26 protein-coding genes, 2 tRNA genes and 1 other RNA gene are annotated in these 19,193 nt (G+C 72.3%); 16 read left to right on the top strand and 13 right to left on the bottom strand.

Going from position 1 to position 19,193, the window contains the following annotated elements:
- The 4 genes from DKT68_RS22010 to DKT68_RS22000 form a co-directional block, all read left to right on the top strand.
- The coding region (locus tag DKT68_RS22010) for a hypothetical protein (protein ID WP_407940777.1) at window positions 1-362 on the top strand (362 nt) is incomplete at its 5' end.
- 102 nt (window positions 363-464) lie between these two features.
- Window positions 465-632 carry a hypothetical protein gene (locus DKT68_RS31550; RefSeq protein WP_201749141.1) on the top strand — a complete coding sequence of 56 codons (168 nt, stop codon included), beginning with the start codon at window positions 465-467 and terminating at the stop codon, window positions 630-632.
- A 117-nt stretch (window positions 633-749) separates the two neighbouring features.
- The gene (locus DKT68_RS22005) at window positions 750-1,277 is read left to right on the top strand and encodes a tRNA adenosine deaminase-associated protein (protein WP_109819293.1); all 528 of its coding nucleotides are present in this window, start codon (window positions 750-752) and stop codon (window positions 1,275-1,277) included.
- Window positions 1,278-1,455: 178 nt separating this feature from the next.
- Window positions 1,456-1,902: a nucleoside deaminase gene (locus DKT68_RS22000; protein ID WP_201749145.1), complete on the top strand. Its 447-nt coding sequence runs from the start codon at window positions 1,456-1,458 to the stop codon at window positions 1,900-1,902.
- Window positions 1,903-1,962: 60 nt separating this feature from the next.
- Here the strand turns inward: DKT68_RS22000 and DKT68_RS21995 are convergent, their stop codons facing one another.
- Both DKT68_RS21995 and DKT68_RS21990 read right to left on the bottom strand, forming a co-directional pair.
- The gene (locus DKT68_RS21995; protein ID WP_109819291.1) at window positions 1,963-3,117 is read right to left on the bottom strand and encodes a sensor histidine kinase; all 1,155 of its coding nucleotides are present in this window, start codon (window positions 3,115-3,117) and stop codon (window positions 1,963-1,965) included.
- Window positions 3,114-3,770: a response regulator transcription factor gene (locus DKT68_RS21990; RefSeq protein ID WP_201749140.1), complete on the bottom strand. Its 657-nt coding sequence runs from the start codon at window positions 3,768-3,770 to the stop codon at window positions 3,114-3,116. Before DKT68_RS21990 ends, DKT68_RS21995 begins: the two co-directional genes overlap by 4 nt.
- Window positions 3,771-3,956: 186 nt before the next feature.
- Between DKT68_RS21990 and DKT68_RS21985 the strand changes: the two genes are divergently transcribed.
- The 4 genes from DKT68_RS21985 to DKT68_RS21970 are packed head-to-tail and all read left to right on the top strand — an operon-like array spanning window position 3,957 to window position 7,493.
- Window positions 3,957-4,481, top strand: coding sequence for a hypothetical protein (locus tag DKT68_RS21985; RefSeq protein WP_109819289.1), 525 nt, complete (start codon window positions 3,957-3,959; stop codon window positions 4,479-4,481).
- A gap of 47 nt (window positions 4,482-4,528) precedes the next feature.
- Complete coding sequence (locus DKT68_RS21980) at window positions 4,529-5,560, top strand: peptidoglycan-binding protein (RefSeq protein ID WP_236647026.1); 1,032 nt, start codon at window positions 4,529-4,531, stop codon at window positions 5,558-5,560.
- Complete coding sequence (locus tag DKT68_RS21975) at window positions 5,557-6,258, top strand: ABC transporter ATP-binding protein (protein ID WP_109819287.1); 702 nt, start codon at window positions 5,557-5,559, stop codon at window positions 6,256-6,258. The genes DKT68_RS21980 and DKT68_RS21975 overlap by 4 nt, the downstream gene beginning before the upstream one ends.
- Before the next feature lie 32 nt (window positions 6,259-6,290).
- The gene (locus DKT68_RS21970) at window positions 6,291-7,493 is read left to right on the top strand and encodes an ABC transporter permease (RefSeq protein ID WP_201749143.1); all 1,203 of its coding nucleotides are present in this window, start codon (window positions 6,291-6,293) and stop codon (window positions 7,491-7,493) included.
- Window positions 7,494-7,750: 257 nt separating this feature from the next.
- On the opposite strand, the gene deoD is transcribed toward DKT68_RS21970, so the two are convergent.
- A complete protein-coding gene (gene deoD, locus DKT68_RS21960) occupies window positions 7,751-8,458 on the bottom strand; it encodes a purine-nucleoside phosphorylase (protein ID WP_109819285.1) in 708 nt (235 codons plus the stop codon).
- A 75-nt stretch (window positions 8,459-8,533) separates the two neighbouring features.
- Between deoD and DKT68_RS21955 the strand changes: the two genes are divergently transcribed.
- Window positions 8,534-8,623, top strand: a tRNA-Ser gene (locus DKT68_RS21955).
- 53 nt (window positions 8,624-8,676) lie between these two features.
- On the opposite strand, the gene DKT68_RS21950 is transcribed toward DKT68_RS21955, so the two are convergent.
- The 4 genes from DKT68_RS21950 to DKT68_RS21935 all read right to left on the bottom strand — a co-directional run bounded on the left by DKT68_RS21950 (window position 8,677) and on the right by DKT68_RS21935 (window position 10,789).
- Window positions 8,677-8,760, bottom strand: a complete 84-nt coding sequence (locus tag DKT68_RS21950) for an SDR family oxidoreductase (RefSeq protein ID WP_236647027.1) — start codon at window positions 8,758-8,760, stop codon at window positions 8,677-8,679.
- Between the two features lie 478 nt (window positions 8,761-9,238).
- The gene (locus DKT68_RS21945) at window positions 9,239-9,733 is read right to left on the bottom strand and encodes a hypothetical protein (RefSeq protein ID WP_201749142.1); all 495 of its coding nucleotides are present in this window, start codon (window positions 9,731-9,733) and stop codon (window positions 9,239-9,241) included.
- Between the two features lie 93 nt (window positions 9,734-9,826).
- Window positions 9,827-10,381, bottom strand: a complete 555-nt coding sequence (locus tag DKT68_RS21940; protein ID WP_109819283.1) for a hypothetical protein — start codon at window positions 10,379-10,381, stop codon at window positions 9,827-9,829.
- Window positions 10,382-10,477: 96 nt separating this feature from the next.
- A complete protein-coding gene (locus tag DKT68_RS21935) occupies window positions 10,478-10,789 on the bottom strand; it encodes a hypothetical protein (RefSeq protein WP_109819282.1) in 312 nt (103 codons plus the stop codon).
- 221 nt (window positions 10,790-11,010) lie between these two features.
- Between DKT68_RS21935 and DKT68_RS21930 the strand changes: the two genes are divergently transcribed.
- The gene (locus DKT68_RS21930; RefSeq protein WP_109819281.1) at window positions 11,011-12,246 is read left to right on the top strand and encodes an MFS transporter; all 1,236 of its coding nucleotides are present in this window, start codon (window positions 11,011-11,013) and stop codon (window positions 12,244-12,246) included.
- On the opposite strand, the gene DKT68_RS21925 is transcribed toward DKT68_RS21930, so the two are convergent.
- The 3 genes from DKT68_RS21925 to DKT68_RS21915 form a co-directional block, all read right to left on the bottom strand.
- The gene (locus DKT68_RS21925; RefSeq protein WP_109819280.1) at window positions 12,221-12,412 is read right to left on the bottom strand and encodes a DUF397 domain-containing protein; all 192 of its coding nucleotides are present in this window, start codon (window positions 12,410-12,412) and stop codon (window positions 12,221-12,223) included. The two genes, DKT68_RS21930 and DKT68_RS21925, sit on opposite strands and share 26 nt — an antisense overlap.
- 114 nt (window positions 12,413-12,526) lie before the next feature.
- On the bottom strand, window positions 12,527-12,718 hold the full coding sequence (locus tag DKT68_RS21920) for a DUF397 domain-containing protein (RefSeq protein WP_109819279.1): 192 nt from the start codon (window positions 12,716-12,718) through the stop codon (window positions 12,527-12,529).
- On the bottom strand, window positions 12,709-13,476 hold the full coding sequence (locus DKT68_RS21915) for a helix-turn-helix domain-containing protein (RefSeq protein ID WP_109819278.1): 768 nt from the start codon (window positions 13,474-13,476) through the stop codon (window positions 12,709-12,711). Before DKT68_RS21915 ends, DKT68_RS21920 begins: the two co-directional genes overlap by 10 nt.
- 216 nt (window positions 13,477-13,692) lie before the next feature.
- On the opposite strand from DKT68_RS21915, the gene DKT68_RS32130 reads away from it, so the two are divergent.
- The gene (locus DKT68_RS32130) at window positions 13,693-13,959 is read left to right on the top strand and encodes a hypothetical protein (protein ID WP_109819296.1); all 267 of its coding nucleotides are present in this window, start codon (window positions 13,693-13,695) and stop codon (window positions 13,957-13,959) included.
- Window positions 13,956-14,198: a flavin reductase gene (locus tag DKT68_RS21905; RefSeq protein WP_109819277.1), complete on the top strand. Its 243-nt coding sequence runs from the start codon at window positions 13,956-13,958 to the stop codon at window positions 14,196-14,198. Before DKT68_RS32130 ends, DKT68_RS21905 begins: the two co-directional genes overlap by 4 nt.
- 8 nt (window positions 14,199-14,206) lie before the next feature.
- On the opposite strand, the gene DKT68_RS21900 is transcribed toward DKT68_RS21905, so the two are convergent.
- Together DKT68_RS21900 and DKT68_RS21895 are read right to left on the bottom strand one after the other, a co-directional pair.
- Entirely contained in the window at window positions 14,207-15,043 is an 837-nt protein-coding gene (locus DKT68_RS21900; protein WP_109819276.1) for a class I SAM-dependent methyltransferase, read from the bottom strand.
- Window positions 15,044-15,143: 100 nt separating this feature from the next.
- Entirely contained in the window at window positions 15,144-15,593 is a 450-nt protein-coding gene (locus DKT68_RS21895) for a hypothetical protein (protein WP_109819275.1), read from the bottom strand.
- A gap of 290 nt (window positions 15,594-15,883) precedes the next feature.
- On the opposite strand from DKT68_RS21895, the gene DKT68_RS21890 reads away from it, so the two are divergent.
- The gene (locus DKT68_RS21890; protein WP_109819295.1) at window positions 15,884-16,408 is read left to right on the top strand and encodes a SigE family RNA polymerase sigma factor; all 525 of its coding nucleotides are present in this window, start codon (window positions 15,884-15,886) and stop codon (window positions 16,406-16,408) included.
- 2 nt (window positions 16,409-16,410) lie between these two features.
- Window positions 16,411-17,409 carry a hypothetical protein gene (locus DKT68_RS21885; protein ID WP_109819274.1) on the top strand — a complete coding sequence of 333 codons (999 nt, stop codon included), beginning with the start codon at window positions 16,411-16,413 and terminating at the stop codon, window positions 17,407-17,409.
- Window positions 17,410-17,611: 202 nt separating this feature from the next.
- Here DKT68_RS21885 and DKT68_RS21880 read toward each other — a convergent pair.
- Window positions 17,612-17,696 (bottom strand) — tRNA-Ser (locus tag DKT68_RS21880).
- A gap of 82 nt (window positions 17,697-17,778) precedes the next feature.
- Between DKT68_RS21880 and ffs the strand changes: the two genes are divergently transcribed.
- Window positions 17,779-17,868: signal recognition particle sRNA small type (ffs, locus tag DKT68_RS21875), an RNA gene on the top strand.
- A gap of 107 nt (window positions 17,869-17,975) precedes the next feature.
- Window positions 17,976-19,193: DNA polymerase III subunit gamma and tau (locus DKT68_RS21870; RefSeq protein WP_146218412.1), on the top strand; the 1,218-nt coding region annotated here is incomplete at its 3' end.

Here is a 19,193-nt window from a genome sequence, read left to right as displayed (position 1 = left end):
ATCCCGGCCCCGCCGCCCGCCCGGTGTCGCGTACCCCCTCGGGGCTCTTTCCGGCCGGGCCACCGACGCGCCCCACCTACCGCGAACCGAACCCGGTCACCGGCGGCGGTGTCGCCGCCGGCGGCGGCGCGGCAGCCGCCTGGCTGGTGCTGTTCGGTCTGCTCGGCACCGACGTGGCCAGCTACGCGTGGTGGACCGTCGTGGCGGGCCTGCTGGCCTGGCTGACCTCCCTGGTGCTGGTCCGCTACGGCGACCGGGGGGTGGCCACCGGGGTCGCCATCGTCACCGCCGGTGGGTGGAGCATCGCCGCCGCCGTCGTGGCGGTCCGCTGGGCCACCGGTGGCGACTGGCCGCTGTGGTGACCGGGCCCGAATTCGGGTACGGATGACTGCGCCGCGTGCCCGGTTGGCTGCGTAGCGAACGCCGTCTTGACGTGGCCGCCGAGACTCGGCACGCTCGGCACCATGGCCTGGACCACCCCGCGGCAGGATCCCGATCGAAGCCGCCGCCGCCTGCAGTTGCTCGCCGAGTTGTCGGGTGCTCGGGCGGTACGCCAGCGCAACCGGCCCCAGCGGCTGCGCACCGAGCGTCTGCGCCAGCTCATCGCCACCCGCCGTCGGGTAGCCGGCTGATCCGACTTTGTCAGGAATGACCGGCCCTTCGGGGCGTTGACCGGTCGCCTGCCGACCCGACCGGCTAACGTGCACGCGTAACGAGTCGGCGCTGTGCCGAGGGCTATTGGGGGGACCGTGTCGTACTTCGCTGCGGCCGTGGTGCGCGACGACAGTGGCTGGACCGCTGCCGAGGTCAGCCTGCGCGGCGCCACTGACATCGACGAGGTCGCCGACCGGCTGCGTGACGTCGATCCGGAGGCCGACGTCTCGCTGCTCTTCGTCGAGGCCGACGACGCCTACCTGGTGATCCTGCGCCTCGACGAGGGCGAGGACCTGCGGGTGTTCGGATCGGACTCCGCGTACGCCGAGGAGTCCCCGCTGGGTTCACTGCTGGTCGGTGACCTGAAGACCTCCGTCACGGGGCTCGACGACGGCGACGAGCCGCGCCCGACGGCCGGCGGCGACGAGGAGAGCGAGCAGCCCGTCGTCGACCCGGAGGCCGACCCGGTGGGCGACGCCGACCTGCTGGCGAACCTGGGCATCCCGGCGCAGAGGCTGCTGACCCTGTGCTCGCACGAGGGGATGATGCCGGCCGACGTCACCGCCGAGATCTGCCAGGTGCTCGGCTGCGTCGACGAGGTCGAGGAGCTTCGTGAGGTCTGATCCCACCGGAGCGGGGTCGGGCGGTGGGACGGAGCCGGCCGACGCGACCGATCCTCTGCTGGGAACGGTCCGGCCGGGGCAGCCGACGCCCGGCGCGGTGGGCCGGGTTGGACCGGGCGCCCACGAGGGCCTGGCCGACCCGGGTGAGGTCGGCCGGCGGCAGCGGCACGAGCTGTGGATGCGCCGGGCCCTGGAGGTCGCCGTCACCGGCCCCGCCGTCGACGACGCGGGCGCTGCCGATGTGGATGACGTGCCGGTGGGCGCGGTGCTCTACGGCCCGGACGGCACCGAGCTGGCGATCGGGCGCAACGAGCGGGAGCTGACCGGCGACCCCACCGCGCACGCCGAGGTGCTGGCGCTGCGTCGCGGCGCCGAGCGGGCCGGCCGGTGGCGGCTGGACGGCTGCACCCTGGTGGTCACCCTGGAACCCTGCACGATGTGCGCGGGGGCGCTGGTGCTGGCCCGGGTCTCCACCGTCGTCTTCGGCGCCTGGGAGCCGAAGACCGGCGCGGCCGGATCACTCTGGGACGTGCTGCGCGACCGCCGACTCAACCACCGCCCGGAGGTGTACGGCGGGGTGCTGGAGCCTGAGAACGCGGCCGTCCTGCGAGCCTTCTTCCGCTGACCCGGGAGGCAGGCGCACCACCCCGCCACGGTCGGCGTGTTCCGCCGGCGCGGAGCCGGTTCAGGACGGGGGCAGGCTGACCGTGACCTCGAGCCCGCCGCCGTCGCGCGGTCGGGCGGTCACCGTGCCGCTGTGCGCCCGGGCCACCGCCCGGACGATGGAGAGCCCCAGGCCGAACCCGCGCCCGCCGCCGACCCGCTCGCCGGAGAGCCGGCGGAACGGCTCGAAGATGGCCTCGACGTCGTAGCCGGGCACCACCGGGCCGGTGTTCCGCACGGTCAGCGTCGCGCGGCCGTCCCGCAGCCCGGTGCTCACCCCGACCCAGCCGTCGGACGACAGGTTGTGCCGCAGCGCGTTCTCCACCAGGTTGGTGGTGAGCCGTTCCAGCAGCACCGGGTCGCCGTGGACCATGGCGGGCGCCAACTCCCGGGTCACCGTCGGCCCGCCCGCACCCACGCCGGCCTGGTCGAGCACGTGGTCGGCCAGGTCGGCCAGGTCCACCCGGGACCGGGCGGTCAGCTCGTTCTCCGAGTCGGCCAGGGTGAGCAGCCCGTCGATCAGCCGTTCGTGCCGCTCGTTCACCGCCAGCAGCGACTCGCCCAGCCGGCGTACGTCCTCGGAGGCGCCGGGCCGGGTGACCGCCAGCTCGATGAGCGACCGGTTCAGCGCCAACGGCGTACGCAGCTCGTGTGAGGCGTTCGCGACGAAGCGGCGCTGCCCGTCGAAGGAGCGGTCCAGCCGTTCCAGCATCTCGTCGAAGGTGTCGGCCAGCTCGCGTACCTCGTCGGGCGGGCCGGCGAGTGAGATCCGTTCGTGCAGGCCGCGGCCGCCCACCGCGATCCGCCGGGCCGTTCCGGTGATCTGGTGCAGCGGTTGCAACGCCCGGCCGGCGATCAGCCAGCCGAAGGCGATGGCCACCACGGAGACCAGGCCCAACGCGATCCCGCCCTGGGTGAGCAGGGAGTAGAGCGTCTGGTCCCGGGCGTCGTCCTGGGCCTTGTTGACGATGAGGCGCAGCTGCTCGGCCTGGTTGCCGGAGAGCTTCGTCCCCACGTCCGGGAAGATCGGCTTGGCGTCACGCAGCGCCACCCCGAATGGCGGTACCGTCCGCTGCTCGACGAGCACGTAGGTGACCGCGAGCAGGACCAGCCCGGCGATCAGGAAGAGGCCGCCGTAGATCAGGGTGAGCCGGGCCCGGAGGGAGAAGCGCTTCACGGTATCCGGTATCCCACACCCGGCACGGTCTCGACCACCGGTGGTTCGCCCAGCTTGCGACGCAGCTTCATGACGGTGACCCGGACCACGTTGGTGAACGGGTCGATGTGCTCGTCCCAGGCCCGCTCCAGCAGTTCCTCCGCGGAGACCACCGCGCCGTCGCCGCGCAGAAGCTCGACCAGCACGGCGAACTCCTTGCGGGACAGCGGCACGTACCGGCCGTCGCGGTGCACCTCGCGACGGGCCGGGTCGACCAGGATGCCGGCCCGGGTCAGGGTGGGCGGCGCGGCCCGGCGGGTCCGCCGGCTCAGCGCGTGCACCCGGGCGGAGAGTTCCACCAGGGCGAACGGCTTGGTCAGGTAGTCGTCGGCGCCGAGCGCCAGGCCGGCGACGCGCTCCCGCACGGCCGCCGCCGCGGTGAGCATCAGCACCCGGGTCTCCCCGCCGCTGTCCACGATCGCCCGGCACACCTCGTCGCCGTGCACCACCGGCAGGTCCCGGTCCAGGACGACCACGTCGTAGTCGTTGACGCCGAGCCGTTCCAGCGCCGCGTCGCCGTCGTACGCGACGTCCACCGCGAACGCCTCGCGGCGCAACCACTCGGCGATGCTCTCGGCGAGCAGGCTCTCGTCCTCGACCACCAGCACCCTCACCCGCCCATAGTGCCCCGGGCCCGGATAACGCCGCCGTAAACGTCGGCGGTTACGCCCGGGATACGCCCCTTGTCGTGGACTGACCGGGACGCCGGGCGGGTTCCGTCGGGCGTCCCGGCCGGCGGGTTCCGTCGGGCGGATCACAGTGCCCGGCGGTCCCGCCGGGCCCGGGAGAGGAAGCGTGCGATGCGACGAGGACTGTTCGCGCTGCCGCTGCTGCTCGCGCTGGCCGTCGCCGGCTGCGGCGCACCGAGCGACGAACCGGCGGTGGCGACCGCTGGCGGTGGCGGGGCGCAACCCGCGTCCGCCAGCCCGGTGGCACAGCTCAGCGACGACGAACGGCAGCTCAAGTTCAGCGAGTGCATGCGGGAGAACGGGGTGGAGGTGCCGGATCCGGAGCCGGGCGGCGGTCGGAAGTTCCGGTTCGGCAAGGACACCGACCCGCAGAAGGTGCAGGCGGCGATGGAGAAGTGCCGCCAGTACCTGCCCAACGGTGGGGAGAAGCTCAAGCTCGACCCGGAGCAGGTGGAGCGGCTGCGCAAGCTCGCCGTCTGCATGCGGGAGAACGGCGTGCCGGAGTTCCCGGACCCGTCGGCGGACGGTGGGATCGAGCTGCGGCTCGACCAGATGAACATCAAGGACCCGAAGGTGAAGGCCGCGATGGAGAAGTGCCGGCAGTACGCGCCGAAGATCGCCGGGGCCACCCGGTGAGGGCTCGCCGCCTTCGGCTCCGGACCGTCGCGCTGACCGTCGCCGTCGTGGTCGCGGCAGCGGCCGGCGTCGCGGCCGCGGTCGGCTTCGGCGGCACCGACCGGGGTACGGCAGCCGCCGGCACCACCCCGCCGGGCACCGCCACGGTCACCCGGCAGACGCTGACCGACGCCCAGCGCGTGGACGGGGAGCTGGGCTACGGCAGCACCCGAACCGCCACCTCCCGGCTCGGCGGGACGATCACCGCGGTGCCGGAGACGGGCACGGTGGTGAAGCGGGGCGGCCGGCTGTACGCGGTGGACAACGACCCGGTGCTGCTGCTCTACGGATCGCTGCCGGCGTACCGGGTGCTCGAACCGGGCGTCGAGGGGGCGGACGTCACGCAGTTCGAGCGGAACCTGCGGGCGCTCGGCCACGACGGCTTCACCGTCGACGACGAGTACACCGGCAGCACCGCCGACGCCGTCCGGGAGTGGCAGGAGGATCTCGGGCTGCCCGAGACGGGCCGGGTCGAGCCGGGCCGGATCGTCTACGCCGACGGCGCGGTGCGGGTGGAGAGCCACCAGGCGGCGACCGGGGACGCGGCGCAGCCGGGCCAGGCGGTGCTCGCGTACACCGGCACCAGCCGGCTGGTCACCGTCGAGCTGGACGTGGACGACCAGCGGCTGGCGAAGGAGGGCGGCGCGGTGAGCGTCGCCCTGCCGGACGGCGACCCGGTGGCCGGCAACGTCGAGTCGGTGCAGACGGTGATCGAGGCCGGCTCGACCGGCGCGACCGGGCAGTCCGCCGAGGCCGAGACGAAGATCGAGGTGACCGTCTCGGTGACCGACCCGGCGACGCTCGCCGGGTACGACCAGGCGAGCGTCGAGGTCACCTTCACCGCCGCCGAACGCCCCGACGTGCTCACCGTGCCGGTGGCGGCGCTGCTCGCGCTCGCCGAGGGCGGATACGGGGTCGAGGTGGTCGACGGTGGCCGGAGCCGGATCGTCGCGGTGACCACCGGGCTCTTCGCCGCCGGTCGCGTCGAGGTCAGCGGCCCGGACATCACCGAGGGCATGACGGTGGGGGTGCCGGCGTGACCGGTGACGCGGTGGTGCTGGACGGGGTGAGCCGGACGTACCCGGGCGGGGTGGCCGCGCTGCGCGAGGTCTCGCTGCGGATCGGGTACGGCGAGCTGGCGGCGATCGTCGGTCCGTCCGGTTCCGGCAAGTCGACGATGCTGCACCTGATCGGCACCCTGGACCGCCCCACCGCCGGCCGGGTACGGATCGACGGGCACGACGTGGCGACCCTGCCGGACCGGCAGCTCTCCGCGCTGCGGGCCCGCCGGATCGGCTTCGTCTTCCAGCAGTTCCACCTGGCCGCCGGCACGCCGGTGCTGGACAACGTGGCCGACGGGCTGCTCTACGCGGGCGTACCGCGAAGGGAGCGGCGGCGGCGCGCGGAGGCGGCGCTGGACCGGGTCGGGTTGGGCCACCGGCTGACCCACCGACCGCACGAGCTCTCCGGCGGTGAGCGGCAGCGGGTCGCGGTGGCCCGGGCGGTGGTCGGCGAGCCGGCGGTGCTGCTCGCCGACGAGCCGACCGGCAACCTCGACTCGGTCGCCGGCGCCGCGGTGCTCGCCCTGCTGCGTGACCTGCACGCGGCCGGCACCACGGTCCTGGTGATCACCCATGACCGGGAGATCGCCGACGGGCTGCCCCGGCAGGTGCGGATGCGCGACGGCCGGGTGGTGGCCGACCCGGCCGCCGCCCCGTTCGTCGAGGAGGTGCGCTGATGGCCGCCGAGACCCACCTGCGGCCGGTGCCGGTGGACGCGCGGCCACGGCTGACGCCGGCCCGGCTGGGCCCGGCCGACGTGTTCCGGGTCGGCGGGGTGGGGCTGCGCACCCGGCCGCTGCGCGCGTTCCTCTCCGCGCTGGGCATCGCGATCGGCATCGCGGCGATGGTCGCGGTCGTCGGCATCTCGTCGTCGTCCCGGGCCGACCTGGACCGCACCCTGGACCGGCTCGGCACGAACCTGCTGACCGTGGCGCCCGGGAACACCCTCTTCGGTGACCAGGCGAAGCTGCCGGTGGAGTCGGTGGCCATGATCGACCGGATCGGGCCGGTGACCGGCGTGGCCGCCACCGGCCAGCTTCCGGACACCCCGGTCTACCGCAGCGATCGCATACCGTCCGGTGAGACGGGCGGCATCGCCACCCGGGCCGCCCAGCTCGGGCTGCTCGGCACGGTCGGCGCGACGGTACGCAGCGGCACCTGGCTGAACGAGGCCACCGAGCGCTATCCGGCCGTGGTGCTCGGCGACGCCGCCGCCCGACGGCTGGGGTTCGGCGCGGCCGGACCGGACGCGCAGGTCTACCTGGGCGGGCGCTGGTTCAGCGTGGTCGGCATCCTCGCCCCGGCCCCGCTCGCCCCGGAGCTGGACAGCTCGGCGTTGGTCGGCTGGCCCGCAGCGGCGACGTACCTCGGCTTCGACGGGCACCCGACCACGGTCTACACCCGGTCGCGGGAGGCCTCGGTGGAGGCGGTCCGGGGGGTGCTCGGCGCGACCGCCAACCCGGAGTCGCCGAACGAGGTGCAGGTCTCCCGGCCCTCGGACGCGCTGGCCGCCGCGGCCGCCACCGACGAGGCGTTCACCGGGCTGCTGCTCGGGTTGGGCGCGGTGGCGCTACTGGTCGGCGGGGTCGGAGTGGCCAACACGATGGTCATCTCGGTGCTGGAACGGCGGGCCGAGATCGGCTTGCGGCGCTCACTGGGCGCCACCCGGGGGCAGGTCCGGATCCAGTTCCTGGCCGAGTCGCTGCTGCTCTCGGCGCTCGGCGGGGCGGGCGGGGTGCTGCTCGGCATCCTGGTCACCGCCGGCTACGCCCTCTGGCGGCAGTGGCCGACCGTGGTGCCGCTCTGGGCGATGGCCGGCGGCGTCGGGGCGACCCTGATGATCGGCGGTCTGGCCGGCCTCTACCCGGCCGTCCGCGCCGCCCGGCTCGCTCCCACCGAGGCGCTGGGCTGAGCCTCGGCGCCGGGGCTCGCCGGCCCTCCTTCGGGTGTGTCTGTTGTTGCTCCGGCGACAGCGGACGCACCCGAAGGCGTTGCCGGAGCGCGTCAGGCGGTGGGGCCGAGCAGGGTGGCGGCCACCGCCCGGGCGGCCTCGGTCCACGGAGCGGGCCGCAGCGTCGCCGGGTCGAGCGGCACCCTGCCCGGCCCCGACAGCATACCGCCCCGCCGTCCGGACGGACGACGGGGCGGGCGGCGGGATACGACGAGAGGTCAGGCGACGATGGTGTCCAGGGCGATCTCCACCATCTGGCTGAAGGTCTGCTCGCGCTCCTCCGAGGTGGTCTTCTCGCCGGTCTTGATGTGGTCGCTGACGGTCAGCACGGTCAACGCGCGGGCCTTGAACCGGGCGGCGATCGTGTAGAGCGCCGCCGACTCCATCTCCACCGCCAGCACGCCGTAGTCGGCGAGGGTGTCGTAGAGGTCCGGCCGGTCGGTGTAGAAGGCGTCCGCGGCCAGGATCGGCCCGACGTGCATGGTGATGCCGCGCCGCTCGGCCACCTCGACCGAGGTCCGCAGCAGCCCGAAGTCCGCCACCGGGGCGTAGTCGATCAGGCCGTCGAAGCGCATCCGGTTCATGTTCGAGTCGGTGGACGACCCGATCGCGGCGACCACGTCACGCAGTTGGAGATCGGTGCTGAGGGCGCCGCAGGAGCCGACCCGGATCAGCGTCTTCACGCCGTACTCGTTGATCAGCTCGTGGGCGTAGATGGAGGCGGACGGCATGCCCATGCCGGAGCCCTGGACGGAGACCTCGACGCCGTTCCAGCGGCCGGTGAAGCCCAGCATGCCCCGAACCGTCGAGTAGCAGGTGGCGCCCTCGAGGTAGGTCTCCGCGATCCACTTGGCCCGCAGGGGGTCGCCCGGCATCAGGACCCGCTCGGCGATCTCGCCCGGCTTCGCGCCGATGTGCGTACTCATGGCAAAGATCCTGCCAGGCCGCCGCGGGTGATACCGGTTCGGCGTCCCAACCGGTGGTCCTGTACCCTCGTCGGCGGTGGCGTGTCCGAGTGGCCTAAGGAGCACGCCTCGAAAGCGTGTGAGGGTTAACGCCCTCCGCGGGTTCAAATCCCGCCGCCACCGCCAGTGAACAGCGAAAACGCCCGGTCGATCCGCGAGGATCGGCCGGGCGTCCTCGTTCACAGCTCGTCGCCGGTCATGTAGCTGCTCTGGTCGCTGGCAAGGAAGAGCGCGGCGTCGGCGATCTCGTCCGGGTGGGCCATCCGGTGGACATCGACGTCCGGTCATCGAGGGTGGCGGCGAAGCCGTCCCGGTGGGTGGCCTGCAACGCCCACGGGTGGCGGCGGTCGTCGGCAGTGGCCGCGATGCCCAGCTCGATGCGGGCCTCCTCGTGCAGGGACCGTTCCAGCACGCTGGTCACCCAGTAGCGGCGGACCCGTTCCAACAGCACGCGGCGGGCCCGCGCCGCGGCGGCGGCACCGATCTGCTGCGGCTCCCGCGATCGGGTCACCTCCACCGCGACGAGCGCCAGGACCAGCAGGAAGAGCAGGGGCCAGGCCAACCACAGGTACGGCGCCCAGCGCTCGGGCAGCGCCCCGGTGGCGACGTTCGTGGCGACGCCGAGCAGCGCCACACAGGTCACCGACAGGACGACGGTGGTTACCCGATGCATGCGTCGTCTCTACCGTCCACCCGGGACGGACACAAGGCCACCCGGCCGCTCACGCCCCGTGTCCGGGCTCAGCAGGGGTCGGCGCCCTCGTCGAAGAGACGGCGCGCCCAGTCGGCGTACCCCGCGATGGTCTTGCGGACCGTGCGCCCGTCGTGCAGGAAGAGGTACGCGCGGTCGCCGCTGCGCGCGAGCAGCCCGTCGAGCCGGTACGTCCCGTGTGGAGCGCGGAGTCGGGTCACCGACGGATACCGGGACCAGACCTGGTCGACGGGCGAGCCTGCCGTGATGCCCTCTGGCGTGCGCATCGGGTCGCCAACCCAGAGCAGCACCAGTCTGTCCTCGGCGAAGACCGGGCTGACCGTGTCGTGGCCGGCGAGCGTCGGCCCGCAGGCGTCCAGGTCGGTACGCAGGATGCCCCGGCGGGTCAGCTCGTCCTCGGTGTCACCGAACTCGATGTTGCGCAGACCGTTCAGGTCGATGATCTCCACGCTGCCGGCGGGCCGGCCGTCCGGGATCGGCCCGGGTGGCGCGACACCGCTCCCGGCAATCGAGGCAGCCGTCAGCAGCGCGGCGATAAAAGCAAATTGTCGCAATTTCATGGAATCCCCCAGTCCCCAACGGGGCCGGGGCGTTCAGGTTGCTGCCAGTCGACGGATTTACTGGTTTTCCCACTGTTCGACCAGCTCATCCCAGTAGTCGGCGCTGAGCCGACGCCGACCGTGTGCCAGCCACCCGTCGGTGTTCCGCTCCAGGTGCAACCCCAGCTCGGCGAACGGGTCGATCCACGTGCCCCGCTCGACACCGAGCCGGGTCAGCGCCATGTTGATCGGCCACTCCGCGCGCGGAGCGTCGAGCACGTCGTCGAACCGTGGACCCCAGGACAGCGCGCCACCCAGCCACACCGCCGCCGACTGGTAGCCGGCGCCGCCCGCGAACTCCGCCTCCAGGTACGCGACCGGCCCCGACCGTGACCAGCGGGCCAGCAGCTCGACCAGTGCCGGCGACAGGACCAGGCTGAACGGCCGTTCCGCGCTCCGGCCGTCCACCGCGAAATCCGGCAGCGAGCCGGTCAGCTCGACCACCAACTGCGGGGTGACCGGCAGCAGCGCGAAGTCCTGGCGCAGCTCGCCGAGGACCGCGTGATCCAGCTCGGCGGTGTGCTCGCGGAGCAGGTCCGCGTCCGCGACCACCGCGCTGAGCTGGTAACCCATTGAACCCTCCGCCGTCCACAGCCTGTGGATAGAACATGTGTACGACGGGCTGCGGCGGTTCGCGACCCGCCCGCCAAGCTCGCCCGCCGGGTCCCGTCACGCTTCGGCGCGGCGGAAAAGCCACCGACCGCCGAGCAGCAGCAGCGTTCCTCCGCCGAGGAAGGTGCCGCCGATGATCAACCCATCCCCTGGGCCGCTTTCCTTGCGTCGCACCATTTCCTCGTAGCTGACCAGCTCACCCCGCCCGTCCCGGACGATGTTGCACCAGTCGCTGGGACGCATGACCTCTCCATCGCATGTGGCCGGTCCGCTGTCGGAGCTGAGTAGACCGCCCAGCAACGACACGAGCCCGGCAATGACGGCACCGAACCCGAAGGCCAGCATCAGCGCGCCGACAATCCCCGCCATCACGGTCCTGCGGGCTGCCAATGCGACCCCCTCCCGCGCGCAAGCGGTGCTTCCAGCCGTCCGTAGCCAACCCTAAGGCATCGGATGACCCGATCCAGTTGTGGTCGATGTCGATGCCCGCTTCGCGGAATCCACAGAGCAATTCGGTTTCCGGCGGCGCTCGTCTTGGTTCCCGTCGCGGCCACCACTCCGGCAGAATCGGCCGCTGGCGGGGAGGTGCGATGAGCTGGGGTACGGCCAGGGTGCTGAGCGACCGCGACGCCGGCCGCTATCTCGGCGGGGTGCTGGTGTCCGGCTTCGGCACCGCGGCGATGCTGCTGGTGGCCGGCATCTGGGTGAAGGAGCTGAGCGGGTCGAGCAGTCTCGCCGCCCTGGTGACCCTGGGGGTGTGGGCGCCCACGCTGGTCGGGCCGCTGCTCGGGTTGCTCGCCGACCGGTTCCGCCGCCGGCCGCTGCTGATCGTCCTGCACGCGGCGATGGCCGGGCTGCTGCCGGTGCTGCTGCTGGTCGACTCGGCGGCCCGGGTGTGGTTGATCTTCGCGGTGATGACCGCGTACGGGATCAGTTTCGTGCTGATCGACGCGGCCGAGGCGGCGTTGGTGCCGGCGGTCGTTCCCGGTCAGCTGCTCGGCGACTTCAACGGGCTCCGGACCACGATCAACGAGGGGATGAAGCTGCTCGCCCCGCTGGCCGGGGCCGGCCTGTTCGCCGCGTACGGCGCGCACCCCGTGGTGCTGCTGGACGTGGTCACCTTCGTGCTGGCCGGCATCGTCTTCTGGTCACTGCGGGTCCGGGAGCAAACGCCCGGTCCGCCCGATCGCTGGACGCGGCAGCTCGCCGACGGGTGGGGACATCTGCGCCGGCATCGTGCGCTGCGGCACATCGTCGGCTGCGCCGCGCTGACGATGGTGCTGATGGGGCTCAACGGCGCCGTCGCGTACGCCGTGGTCGACGCCGGCCTGGGGCGGCCGCCCGAGTTCAACGGCGTGCTCGCCACCGTGCAGGGCGTCGGGTCCCTCGTCGGCGGCCTGGCCGCCGGATCACTGCTGCGCCGATTCGGTGACCGGCGGGTGGTGGCCGGGGCCGTCGCGGTCTTCGCCGTCGGGCTGACCCTGCGGGCCGCGACCTCGGTCGGACTGGTGGTCGCCGGAGGGCTGGCGGTGGGGCTCGGCGTGCCACTGGTGCTGGTCACCGTCTGGACGGCGGTTCAGCGGGAGACGCCGGGCGAGCTGGTCGGCCGGGTGGCGTCCACGGTCAACACGCTGACCTTCGGCCCGTCCACCCTGGCCCTGCTGGCCGGCGCGAGTCTGCTCGAACTCGTCGACCACCGCCTGATCCTGCTGACCGCCGCGCTCGCCGCCGTACCCCTGGCCCTCTGGTCCCTCCGGGCCCCGCCCGCTCCGCCGATCGGACCGGACGGGCCGGTACCGGTCAGGCCCGCGGAGCGAGCTGGGTGACGAACGCGCGCCAGGCCGCCGGCGCGAAGACGAGCGCCGGCCCGGCCGGGTCCTTGGAGTCCCGCACGGCCACCAGGCCGGGCAGGTTGTCGGCGACCTCGACACAGTTGCCGCCGTTGCCGCTGCTGCGGCTGCTCTTGCGCCACCGCGCGCCGTTCAGCTCCATGTCTCCGCCACCTCCGTGAGTAGGTCGACCGGCCGCACTCCGCCTTGCTGAGCCTGGCTGGTGCGAAGCGCAGGCCTCGGGGTCGGACTGATGCTCTCGCGCTTCTCTGGTCGGTCAGGCGCGCTCGGCAACTTGGCCGACGAACGTGCGCCAGGCAGCCGGAGTGAAGGTCAGCGCCGGTCCGGAAGGGTTCTTCGAGTCACGCACGGCGACGACGCCGGGCAGGTTGTCCGCAACCTCGACACAGTCGCCGCCGTTGCCGCTGCTGCGGCTGCTCTTGCGCCACCGCGCGCCGGTCAGTCCCATGTCTTTGCCACCTCCGTGAGTAGGTCGACCGATTGCCAGTGGGACAACGCCTCGCCGCGCACGTTCTCCCACGCCGTCAGTATTGCCGCGACGTCTTCGGAGTCGGTGACAACCTGCCCCTGAAGCTGATTGTCGAGGTAGCCGGCGATTCGGTGCTCCGGGCCCACTGCGATCACGAACGGACCGTTCAGCCCAGCGTACGCACCGACCGACGACGGCACGATGTGCATGCGGACGTGTGGGGCCTCGCACGCGACGAGAAGTGCCTGAAGCTGCCCACGCATCGTCGCCCGCCCGCCGACCGGCCGCCGCAACACGGCTTCGTCCACCACGGCGGTGAAGCGCGGCGGGTCGTCGCGCGACAGGATGCTTTGCCGCGCGAGCCGAGAGGCCAGGTGTCGCTCGACGTCCCCCCGGGCGATGACGTCGGAGCCGGCGAGCACGGCTCGGGCATAGGCCTCCGTCTGGAGTAGACCTGGCAGCACGACCGACTGATACGACCGCAGCGCGACAGCCTCCCGCTCGATCTCCTGCCAGGGTCGGAACCAGATGAGGTCCCGACGTCTCGCGGTGTCCGGCCATATGTCCCCGATGGGCCGCCGGAGAGCACCTGCCGCCAACTCCCGGTGTCGGGGATGAGGAATGCGGTCCTCGTTCAGCCATCGCGCGACAGTCTTCGGATCAACCCCGACCTGCTCCGCGAGTGACTCGATTGTGTGCCCGGTGTCGCCAAGGGCGGCGCGTAGGGCGTCGTTCATGGCGTCTCCCGTCGGATGTTCGGAATGTCTAGGGACCATATCTTCTACGGGCTGTTGGTGTCTCATCACGCTTCGCAGGGTGCTTGTAGACGGCGCGGCCGGTAGGGACCGAACCCCGGCGGACGCGCTCGTGCCGGGGCCGCCTCCTGGGGAGCACTCAGGGGCGGCCCCTCCGAGTGAGGAGGGGCGTACGTGCTGGACAAGCCGGAACCGCAGATGAGGTCGGGCGACCTTCTGCGCTTGACCCGGGCCGCAAGCCCGCAGTACGTCCGGCCGATCGTGGTCCGCGTGATTCGGGTCCTCGACTGGCCGACGTACCACGGATGGCTCTGGATCGACGCGTACGAGCTGGACTCGAAGGGCGACGCGATAGCGCGGCGGTCGCTGTATGTCCTGGTTGAGGGAGTGCACTGGATGGGCGCCCCAACACCTCCGACTACCACCCGCCGGCCGGTCCGGCGCGGCCCTGTGGCGGTCGGATGAGGGGCCGCCCTTCGCTACCCCATCTACCCAGCCGCCCGACCTGGCGTTGCCAGGCGTGTGGCATCGCCTGGCCCTGCTCGGCGGCGAAGTTGCGCCTGCTCGCCGAGTACCGGCACGACCGGTTGGCGCTGCTGGTCTACCTGGCGACGCTCCAGGCCGAGGCCGGCGAACAGCTCACCGGTCTGGATCCGGCGCGGCTGGCCGAGCGTTTCCTCGCCTGGGCACGCGCTCGCGGGTGACGGGGTGGTCAGGGGCGCCAGATGGCGACGGCCACCTCTCGTCTCCGCTCTGCGAAACGGCCATCGCGTGCCGCTTCGGACAGGAGGCGGCGCAGGTCCGCCTCGAAGGCGGGGAGCCGGTCGGCGAACAGGTGTGGTGCCGAGCTGGACAGGGAGAACACCGCCGAGACGATCTCGGCCACGGGGCGCTCCACCAGCGTTCCCCCGTCGACCTCGATCCGGGTGGGGCCGGTGAAGCCGGCCTGCCGCATGATTTCCTCCTGCCCGCCGGGTGTGCCGGCGGGCAGCCACCCCTGACCGGCCCGGCGGACCGGCCCCAGGTAGCTGGCGACCAGGTCGTCGATCTGCCGCCACGGCGGCCGGGGGTACGGCAGCGTCTCGTCGTCGGCCACGCCCTGATGGGTGTTGGCGCCGACGTGGACCCACGCCCCGCCCGGCGCGAGCATGTCGCGGACGCGACGGGCCACGAGGGGGCGATCCATCCAGTGGAACGACTGGGCGAACGTGGCCACCCGGAACGTGCCCAGGTCGGCCGGCAGGGCCTCGGCGCGCAGGTGCCGCCACTCGACGGTGGTGAGCCCGGCCTCGCCCGCCCTGCGCCGTGCCTCGTCGAGCATGCCCTGGTCGGCGTCGACACCCACCGCCGTCTCGAACAGGGGCGCGAGCAGGAGCGTCAATGATCCGGGCCCGCAGCCGACGTCCAGCAGCCGGCCGGTGCCGTCGAGGCCGAGTGCCTCCCCGACCGCCTCGGCGAGCCGGGGCGGGTAGGGCATGCGGCCGACGCTGTAGTGGCTCGCGCTGCCCGCGTACAACGTCTCGTCCCACTCCCATGCCGTCGCTGCCACGACGTCGATGAGAACACAGGATCCGGCGGTGGTCGCAGAGCCGGCGCCCTCGGAGTTGCTGACGTGCCTCCGAAGAGCGCCGGCCACCTCGACCCCTGCGTCAGCCGTCGATGCTGGGCCACTCCAGGCTCGAGCAACTCGCCTGGATCAGGTTGTCCTGCCCGTTGACCAGGCAGATCTTCAGCCCGATGACCTCACCCTTCGCGACGTTGTTCGGGAAGATGGTGTACGGGTCGTAGATCACCGAACTCCACGCGCCGCCGCCGTTGTACCTCGTGCCGAGGTACTTCCCGTGCAGCCACGCCCAGACCTGCACCCCGTGGCCGTCCGCGGCGATGTCGCGGATCACCAGGTAGTCGTCGTTGTTGCCGCCGCCGGCCGCACCCGGGCCGTAGTCGATGAAGTCGACCGCGCCGCCATGCCAGGAAGGGTCGGTGTAGACCGTGTAGTCGTCGTTGCCCGCGGCGGCCGCCGGGTTAGTGGTCATCAGGATCGCGGTCAGCGCGGCTGTCAGCGGCAGCAGTACCCGCCTGGCAAGGGTCCGTGTCATGTCCGTCGCACTCCTCTGCTTCGCCTGCTCCGGCCCCTCGGTGGGCGCCGATTGGCTCAGCTTGGAGGTGCCGCCTTGTCGAAACCTTGGACGAACCTTGAACTCATGGCTCCGCGTGCCTGCGGAGGCGAGAGCCGCCCGGAACGACATCGGACCGACTCCCTGAGGGGCCGGTCCGAGCGCCGGGCGTGGTTCGCTGAGAGTGCCAGACGTGCCGAGCCCGAAAAAGATCCGGTTCCCTTGACAACGTCGGCGCCCGCAAGGGGGTCTTCCCCCATGTGACGACCGTGATGAAGCACCCACCGGCCGGGACGGCGAGCGGCGCGGAGCACGATTTTCGGGTTTTCGTCCAGGGGATCGCCGCCTCGTTGCACCGCACGGCGTACCTGCTGTGCGGGGACTGGTACCTGGCCGACGACCTTGTCCAGGAGGCCCTGGCGAAGGCGTACAGCCATTGGCGCAAGGTCCAGCGGGCCGACAGCCCGTCCGCGTACGTGCGACGCATCCTGATCAACGAGTCGCGGCGCAGCTGGCGCCGGAACCGGAACACCACCGTGCATCCCGACGCCGACGCGGCCGACACCACCGTCGGGGTCGGGGACATCTCCGACGAGGTGGTGAACCGCGACGAGCTGCTCCAGGCGTTGCAGTCGCTGCCCGCGCGGCAGCGGGCGACCATCGTCCTGCGGTTTCTCGAGGGGCTCAGCGAGCGGGAGACCGCAGCGGCCCTCGGGTGCAGCGAGGGCACCGTCAAGAGCCAGACGAGCCGGGCGTTGATCAAGCTCAAGTCCGTACTGAACCGAGGAGAAATCTGACCATGTCGTACGACACCGAGGCACGTCTGAGCACGGCACTGCAGGGCATCGCCGGAGACCGGCCGTACGCACCCGACCTCGACCAGATCGAGAGCCGCGGACGGAAGCTGCGGCACCGCCGGCTGGCGTGGCGCGCGACCGCCGGCACCACCTTCGCCGCCGCGATCGCGGCGGTCGCCGTGGTCACCACCGGCACCGGCACCCAGGCCCCGGCGCCCAACCTCGCCGCCCCGAAGCCGGCGGCGACCAGCAGCGTGACCACCGAGAACGCCCCGCTGGTGAAGCTGGTCGGCTATCTGACCACCGCCCCGCAGCCCGAGGGCGACGCGACGCTCGTGCTGCGCGACCAGGTTTACACGGACGGCCTCAAGGTCGCTGTCTGGGACCTGTTCGCCGACAACGGCGACCTCTACTTCGCCAAGACGCGAGGTGCCCTCCCTGCGCAGGTGAAGGGGAAGCACGCGAGGGGCGGCGAGGACGAGGCCGGGAGGAAGAAGGCGGTCGCGGCGGCGGAGTACGCGGCCAAGGGCGACCTGAACGAGGCCCGCAGGAGGATGGCGCTCGCGTACGTGACGGACCCGAAGACCGCGCCGACTCTCGAGGCGCCCGGCGCCAAGCCCTCGATCGATGCCGACATCGCCGCGAAACTCAAGGCCACCGGCCAGGACGCGTCCACCGTGGGCAACCGGACCGACAACTGGGTCTGGGAGAACTCGATGGACGCGCTGAAGGCGGGCGCCGGCAGCCCGACCGTCCGCGCCGGGGTGGTGCGGCTGCTGGGGCAGATGCCCGAGGTCACGGTCACGCAGGGCACCCTCGACGGCCAGCCGGTGATCACCCTCGCCGCCGGCGCGCTGATCAGCGGCGGCGGCACTGACAGCCTGACCATCAACGCCGACACCGGCCTGCTGATCAAGTACGTCTCCGACAGCGTGGGCGTGACCGTCAACTACACGGTGACCCGCGTGACCCTCGCGGACGTGGCCGAGGGCAGGTTCTGACCCGCACCGACTGACGCCAGGGCCGGCCCGTCCGCCGGCCCTGGCGTCTTCGTGTCGTCCCTCCGGTGCCCGCCTCTACCGACCCGAGGCGCCACCTTCGACGAGGATGAGCCGCCAGGTGCCGCTCAGGACGAGCGGAAACAAAAGCGAACGCCCGGCGGGCTGTTGCCAGCCTGCCGGGCGTTCGTGCTGCTCCAGTGAGCGGAGGATACGAGATTCGAACTCGTGAGGGTGTAAACCCAACACGCTTTCCAAGCGTGCGCCCTAGGCCTCTAGGCGAATCCTCCGCGAGCCAGGATACAGGCCTCCACCGACCTGGCCACCCCACCACCCCCTGAAGATCGACGAGCGGTCGGGTAGGCTTGGCGTCACCTCCCGTGCGGCGGTATCTCGTGAACCTCCCCAGGGCCGGAAGGCAGCAAGGATAAGCGAGCTCTGCCGGGTGCACGGGAGGCCTTTTTGTCTCCCAGCGCCGGTACCGTACCTGCGGGTCAGGTCACGGGGTGGTGGGTGGTCACCCGCGCCCGACCGGCGCAGAATGGCTCGGTCGAGAGGAGGCGGGACGAGTGACGCTGGCGCTCTACCGCAAGTACCGGCCACGTACCTTCGCCGAGGTCATCGGGCAGGAGCACGTCACCGAGCCGCTGTCGCAGGCGCTGCGTAGCGGCCGGCTCAACCACGCCTACCTCTTCTCCGGCCCGCGCGGCTGCGGCAAGACCACCAGCGCCCGGATCATGGCCCGCTCCCTCAACTGTGAGCAGGGCCCCACCCCCGAGCCGTGCGGCAAGTGTGAGTCCTGCCGCTCACTGGCCACCGACGGTGCCGGTTCGATCGACGTGATCGAGATCGACGCGGCCAGCCACGGCGGTGTCGACGACGCCCGCGAGCTGCGCGAGCGTGCCTTCTTCGCGCCGGCCAGCAGCCGCTTCAAGATCTACATCATCGACGAGGCGCACATGGTCTCGCCCCAGGGCTTCAACGCCCTGCTCAAGCTGGTCGAGGAGCCCCCGGAGTACGTCAAGTTCATCTTCGCCACCACCGAGCCGGAGAAGGTCCTCGGCACGATCCGTTCGCGGACCCACCACTACCCGTTCCGGCTGTTTCCGCCGAAGGTGGTCCGCCCCTATCTGGAGCAGCTCTGCGAGGCGGAGGGGGTCACCGTCGAGCCGGCGGCATTTCCGCTGGTGGTGCGTGCCGGTGGCGGCAGCATGCGGGACAGTCTCTCCGTGCTCGACCAGCTCATCGCCGGCGCCGGCGCGGAGGGGGTCAGCTACGCCCGAGCCGCCGCGCTGCTCGGGGTCACCGACTCGGCGCTGATCGACGAGATGTGCGACGCGCTGGCCGCCGGTGACGCCGCCGCCGCGTACGCCACCGTCGATCGGGTGGCCGAGGCCGGGCACGACATGCGCCGGTTCGCGTCGGACCTGCTGGAGCGGCTGCGCGACCTGATCGTGCTCCAGCAGGTGCCGGACGCCGCCGCGAAGGGCCTCATCGACGGCCCGGCCGACCAGATCGAGCGGATGGCCGCCCAGGCCTCGCAGCTCGGCCCGGGCACGCTGTCCCGCTGCGCCGACATCGTCCACGACGGCCTGGTCGAGATGCGCGGCACCACCGCGCCCCGCCTGCTGCTGGAGCTGATCTGCGCCCGGATGCTGCTGCCCGGCGCGGACGACTCCACCGGTGGCCTGCTCCAGCGTCTGGAGCGGATGGAACGCCGGCTCACCCTGAGCGGCGCCGACGCGCCGTCGGCCGCCGCCGCGCCGGCCACCAACCCGGGAGTACGC

The organism is Micromonospora acroterricola, from assembly GCF_003172955.1.
GTDB classification, from domain to species: domain Bacteria; phylum Actinomycetota; class Actinomycetes; order Mycobacteriales; family Micromonosporaceae; genus Micromonospora; species Micromonospora acroterricola.
This window is presented reverse-complemented; position numbering and strand designations above follow the sequence as displayed.

Bases quoted from the DNA above. Each gene is read 5' to 3' on its own strand.
- DKT68_RS32130 (WP_109819296.1), top strand. From the start codon at position 13,693: ATGAGGTCGGGCGACCTTCTGCGCTTGACCCGGGCCGCAAGCCCGCAG.
- DKT68_RS21930 (WP_109819281.1), top strand. From the start codon at position 11,011: ATGAGCTGGGGTACGGCCAGGGTGCTGAGCGACCGCGACGCCGGCCGC.
- deoD (WP_109819285.1), bottom strand. From the start codon at position 8,458: ATGAGTACGCACATCGGCGCGAAGCCGGGCGAGATCGCCGAGCGGGTC.
- DKT68_RS21885 (WP_109819274.1), top strand. From the start codon at position 16,411: ATGTCGTACGACACCGAGGCACGTCTGAGCACGGCACTGCAGGGCATC.
- DKT68_RS22000 (WP_201749145.1), top strand. From the start codon at position 1,456: ATGCGCCGGGCCCTGGAGGTCGCCGTCACCGGCCCCGCCGTCGACGAC.
- DKT68_RS21925 (WP_109819280.1), bottom strand. From the start codon at position 12,412: ATGGAGCTGAACGGCGCGCGGTGGCGCAAGAGCAGCCGCAGCAGCGGC.
- DKT68_RS21905 (WP_109819277.1), top strand. From the start codon at position 13,956: ATGAGGGGCCGCCCTTCGCTACCCCATCTACCCAGCCGCCCGACCTGG.
- DKT68_RS21950 (WP_236647027.1), bottom strand. From the start codon at position 8,760: ATGGCCCACCCGGACGAGATCGCCGACGCCGCGCTCTTCCTTGCCAGC.
- DKT68_RS21895 (WP_109819275.1), bottom strand. From the start codon at position 15,593: ATGACACGGACCCTTGCCAGGCGGGTACTGCTGCCGCTGACAGCCGCG.
- DKT68_RS21940 (WP_109819283.1), bottom strand. From the start codon at position 10,381: ATGGGTTACCAGCTCAGCGCGGTGGTCGCGGACGCGGACCTGCTCCGC.
- DKT68_RS21985 (WP_109819289.1), top strand. From the start codon at position 3,957: ATGCGACGAGGACTGTTCGCGCTGCCGCTGCTGCTCGCGCTGGCCGTC.
- DKT68_RS31550 (WP_201749141.1), top strand. From the start codon at position 465: ATGGCCTGGACCACCCCGCGGCAGGATCCCGATCGAAGCCGCCGCCGC.
- DKT68_RS21920 (WP_109819279.1), bottom strand. From the start codon at position 12,718: ATGGGACTGACCGGCGCGCGGTGGCGCAAGAGCAGCCGCAGCAGCGGC.
- DKT68_RS21935 (WP_109819282.1), bottom strand. From the start codon at position 10,789: ATGGCGGGGATTGTCGGCGCGCTGATGCTGGCCTTCGGGTTCGGTGCC.
- DKT68_RS21915 (WP_109819278.1), bottom strand. From the start codon at position 13,476: ATGAACGACGCCCTACGCGCCGCCCTTGGCGACACCGGGCACACAATC.
- DKT68_RS21890 (WP_109819295.1), top strand. From the start codon at position 15,884: ATGAAGCACCCACCGGCCGGGACGGCGAGCGGCGCGGAGCACGATTTT.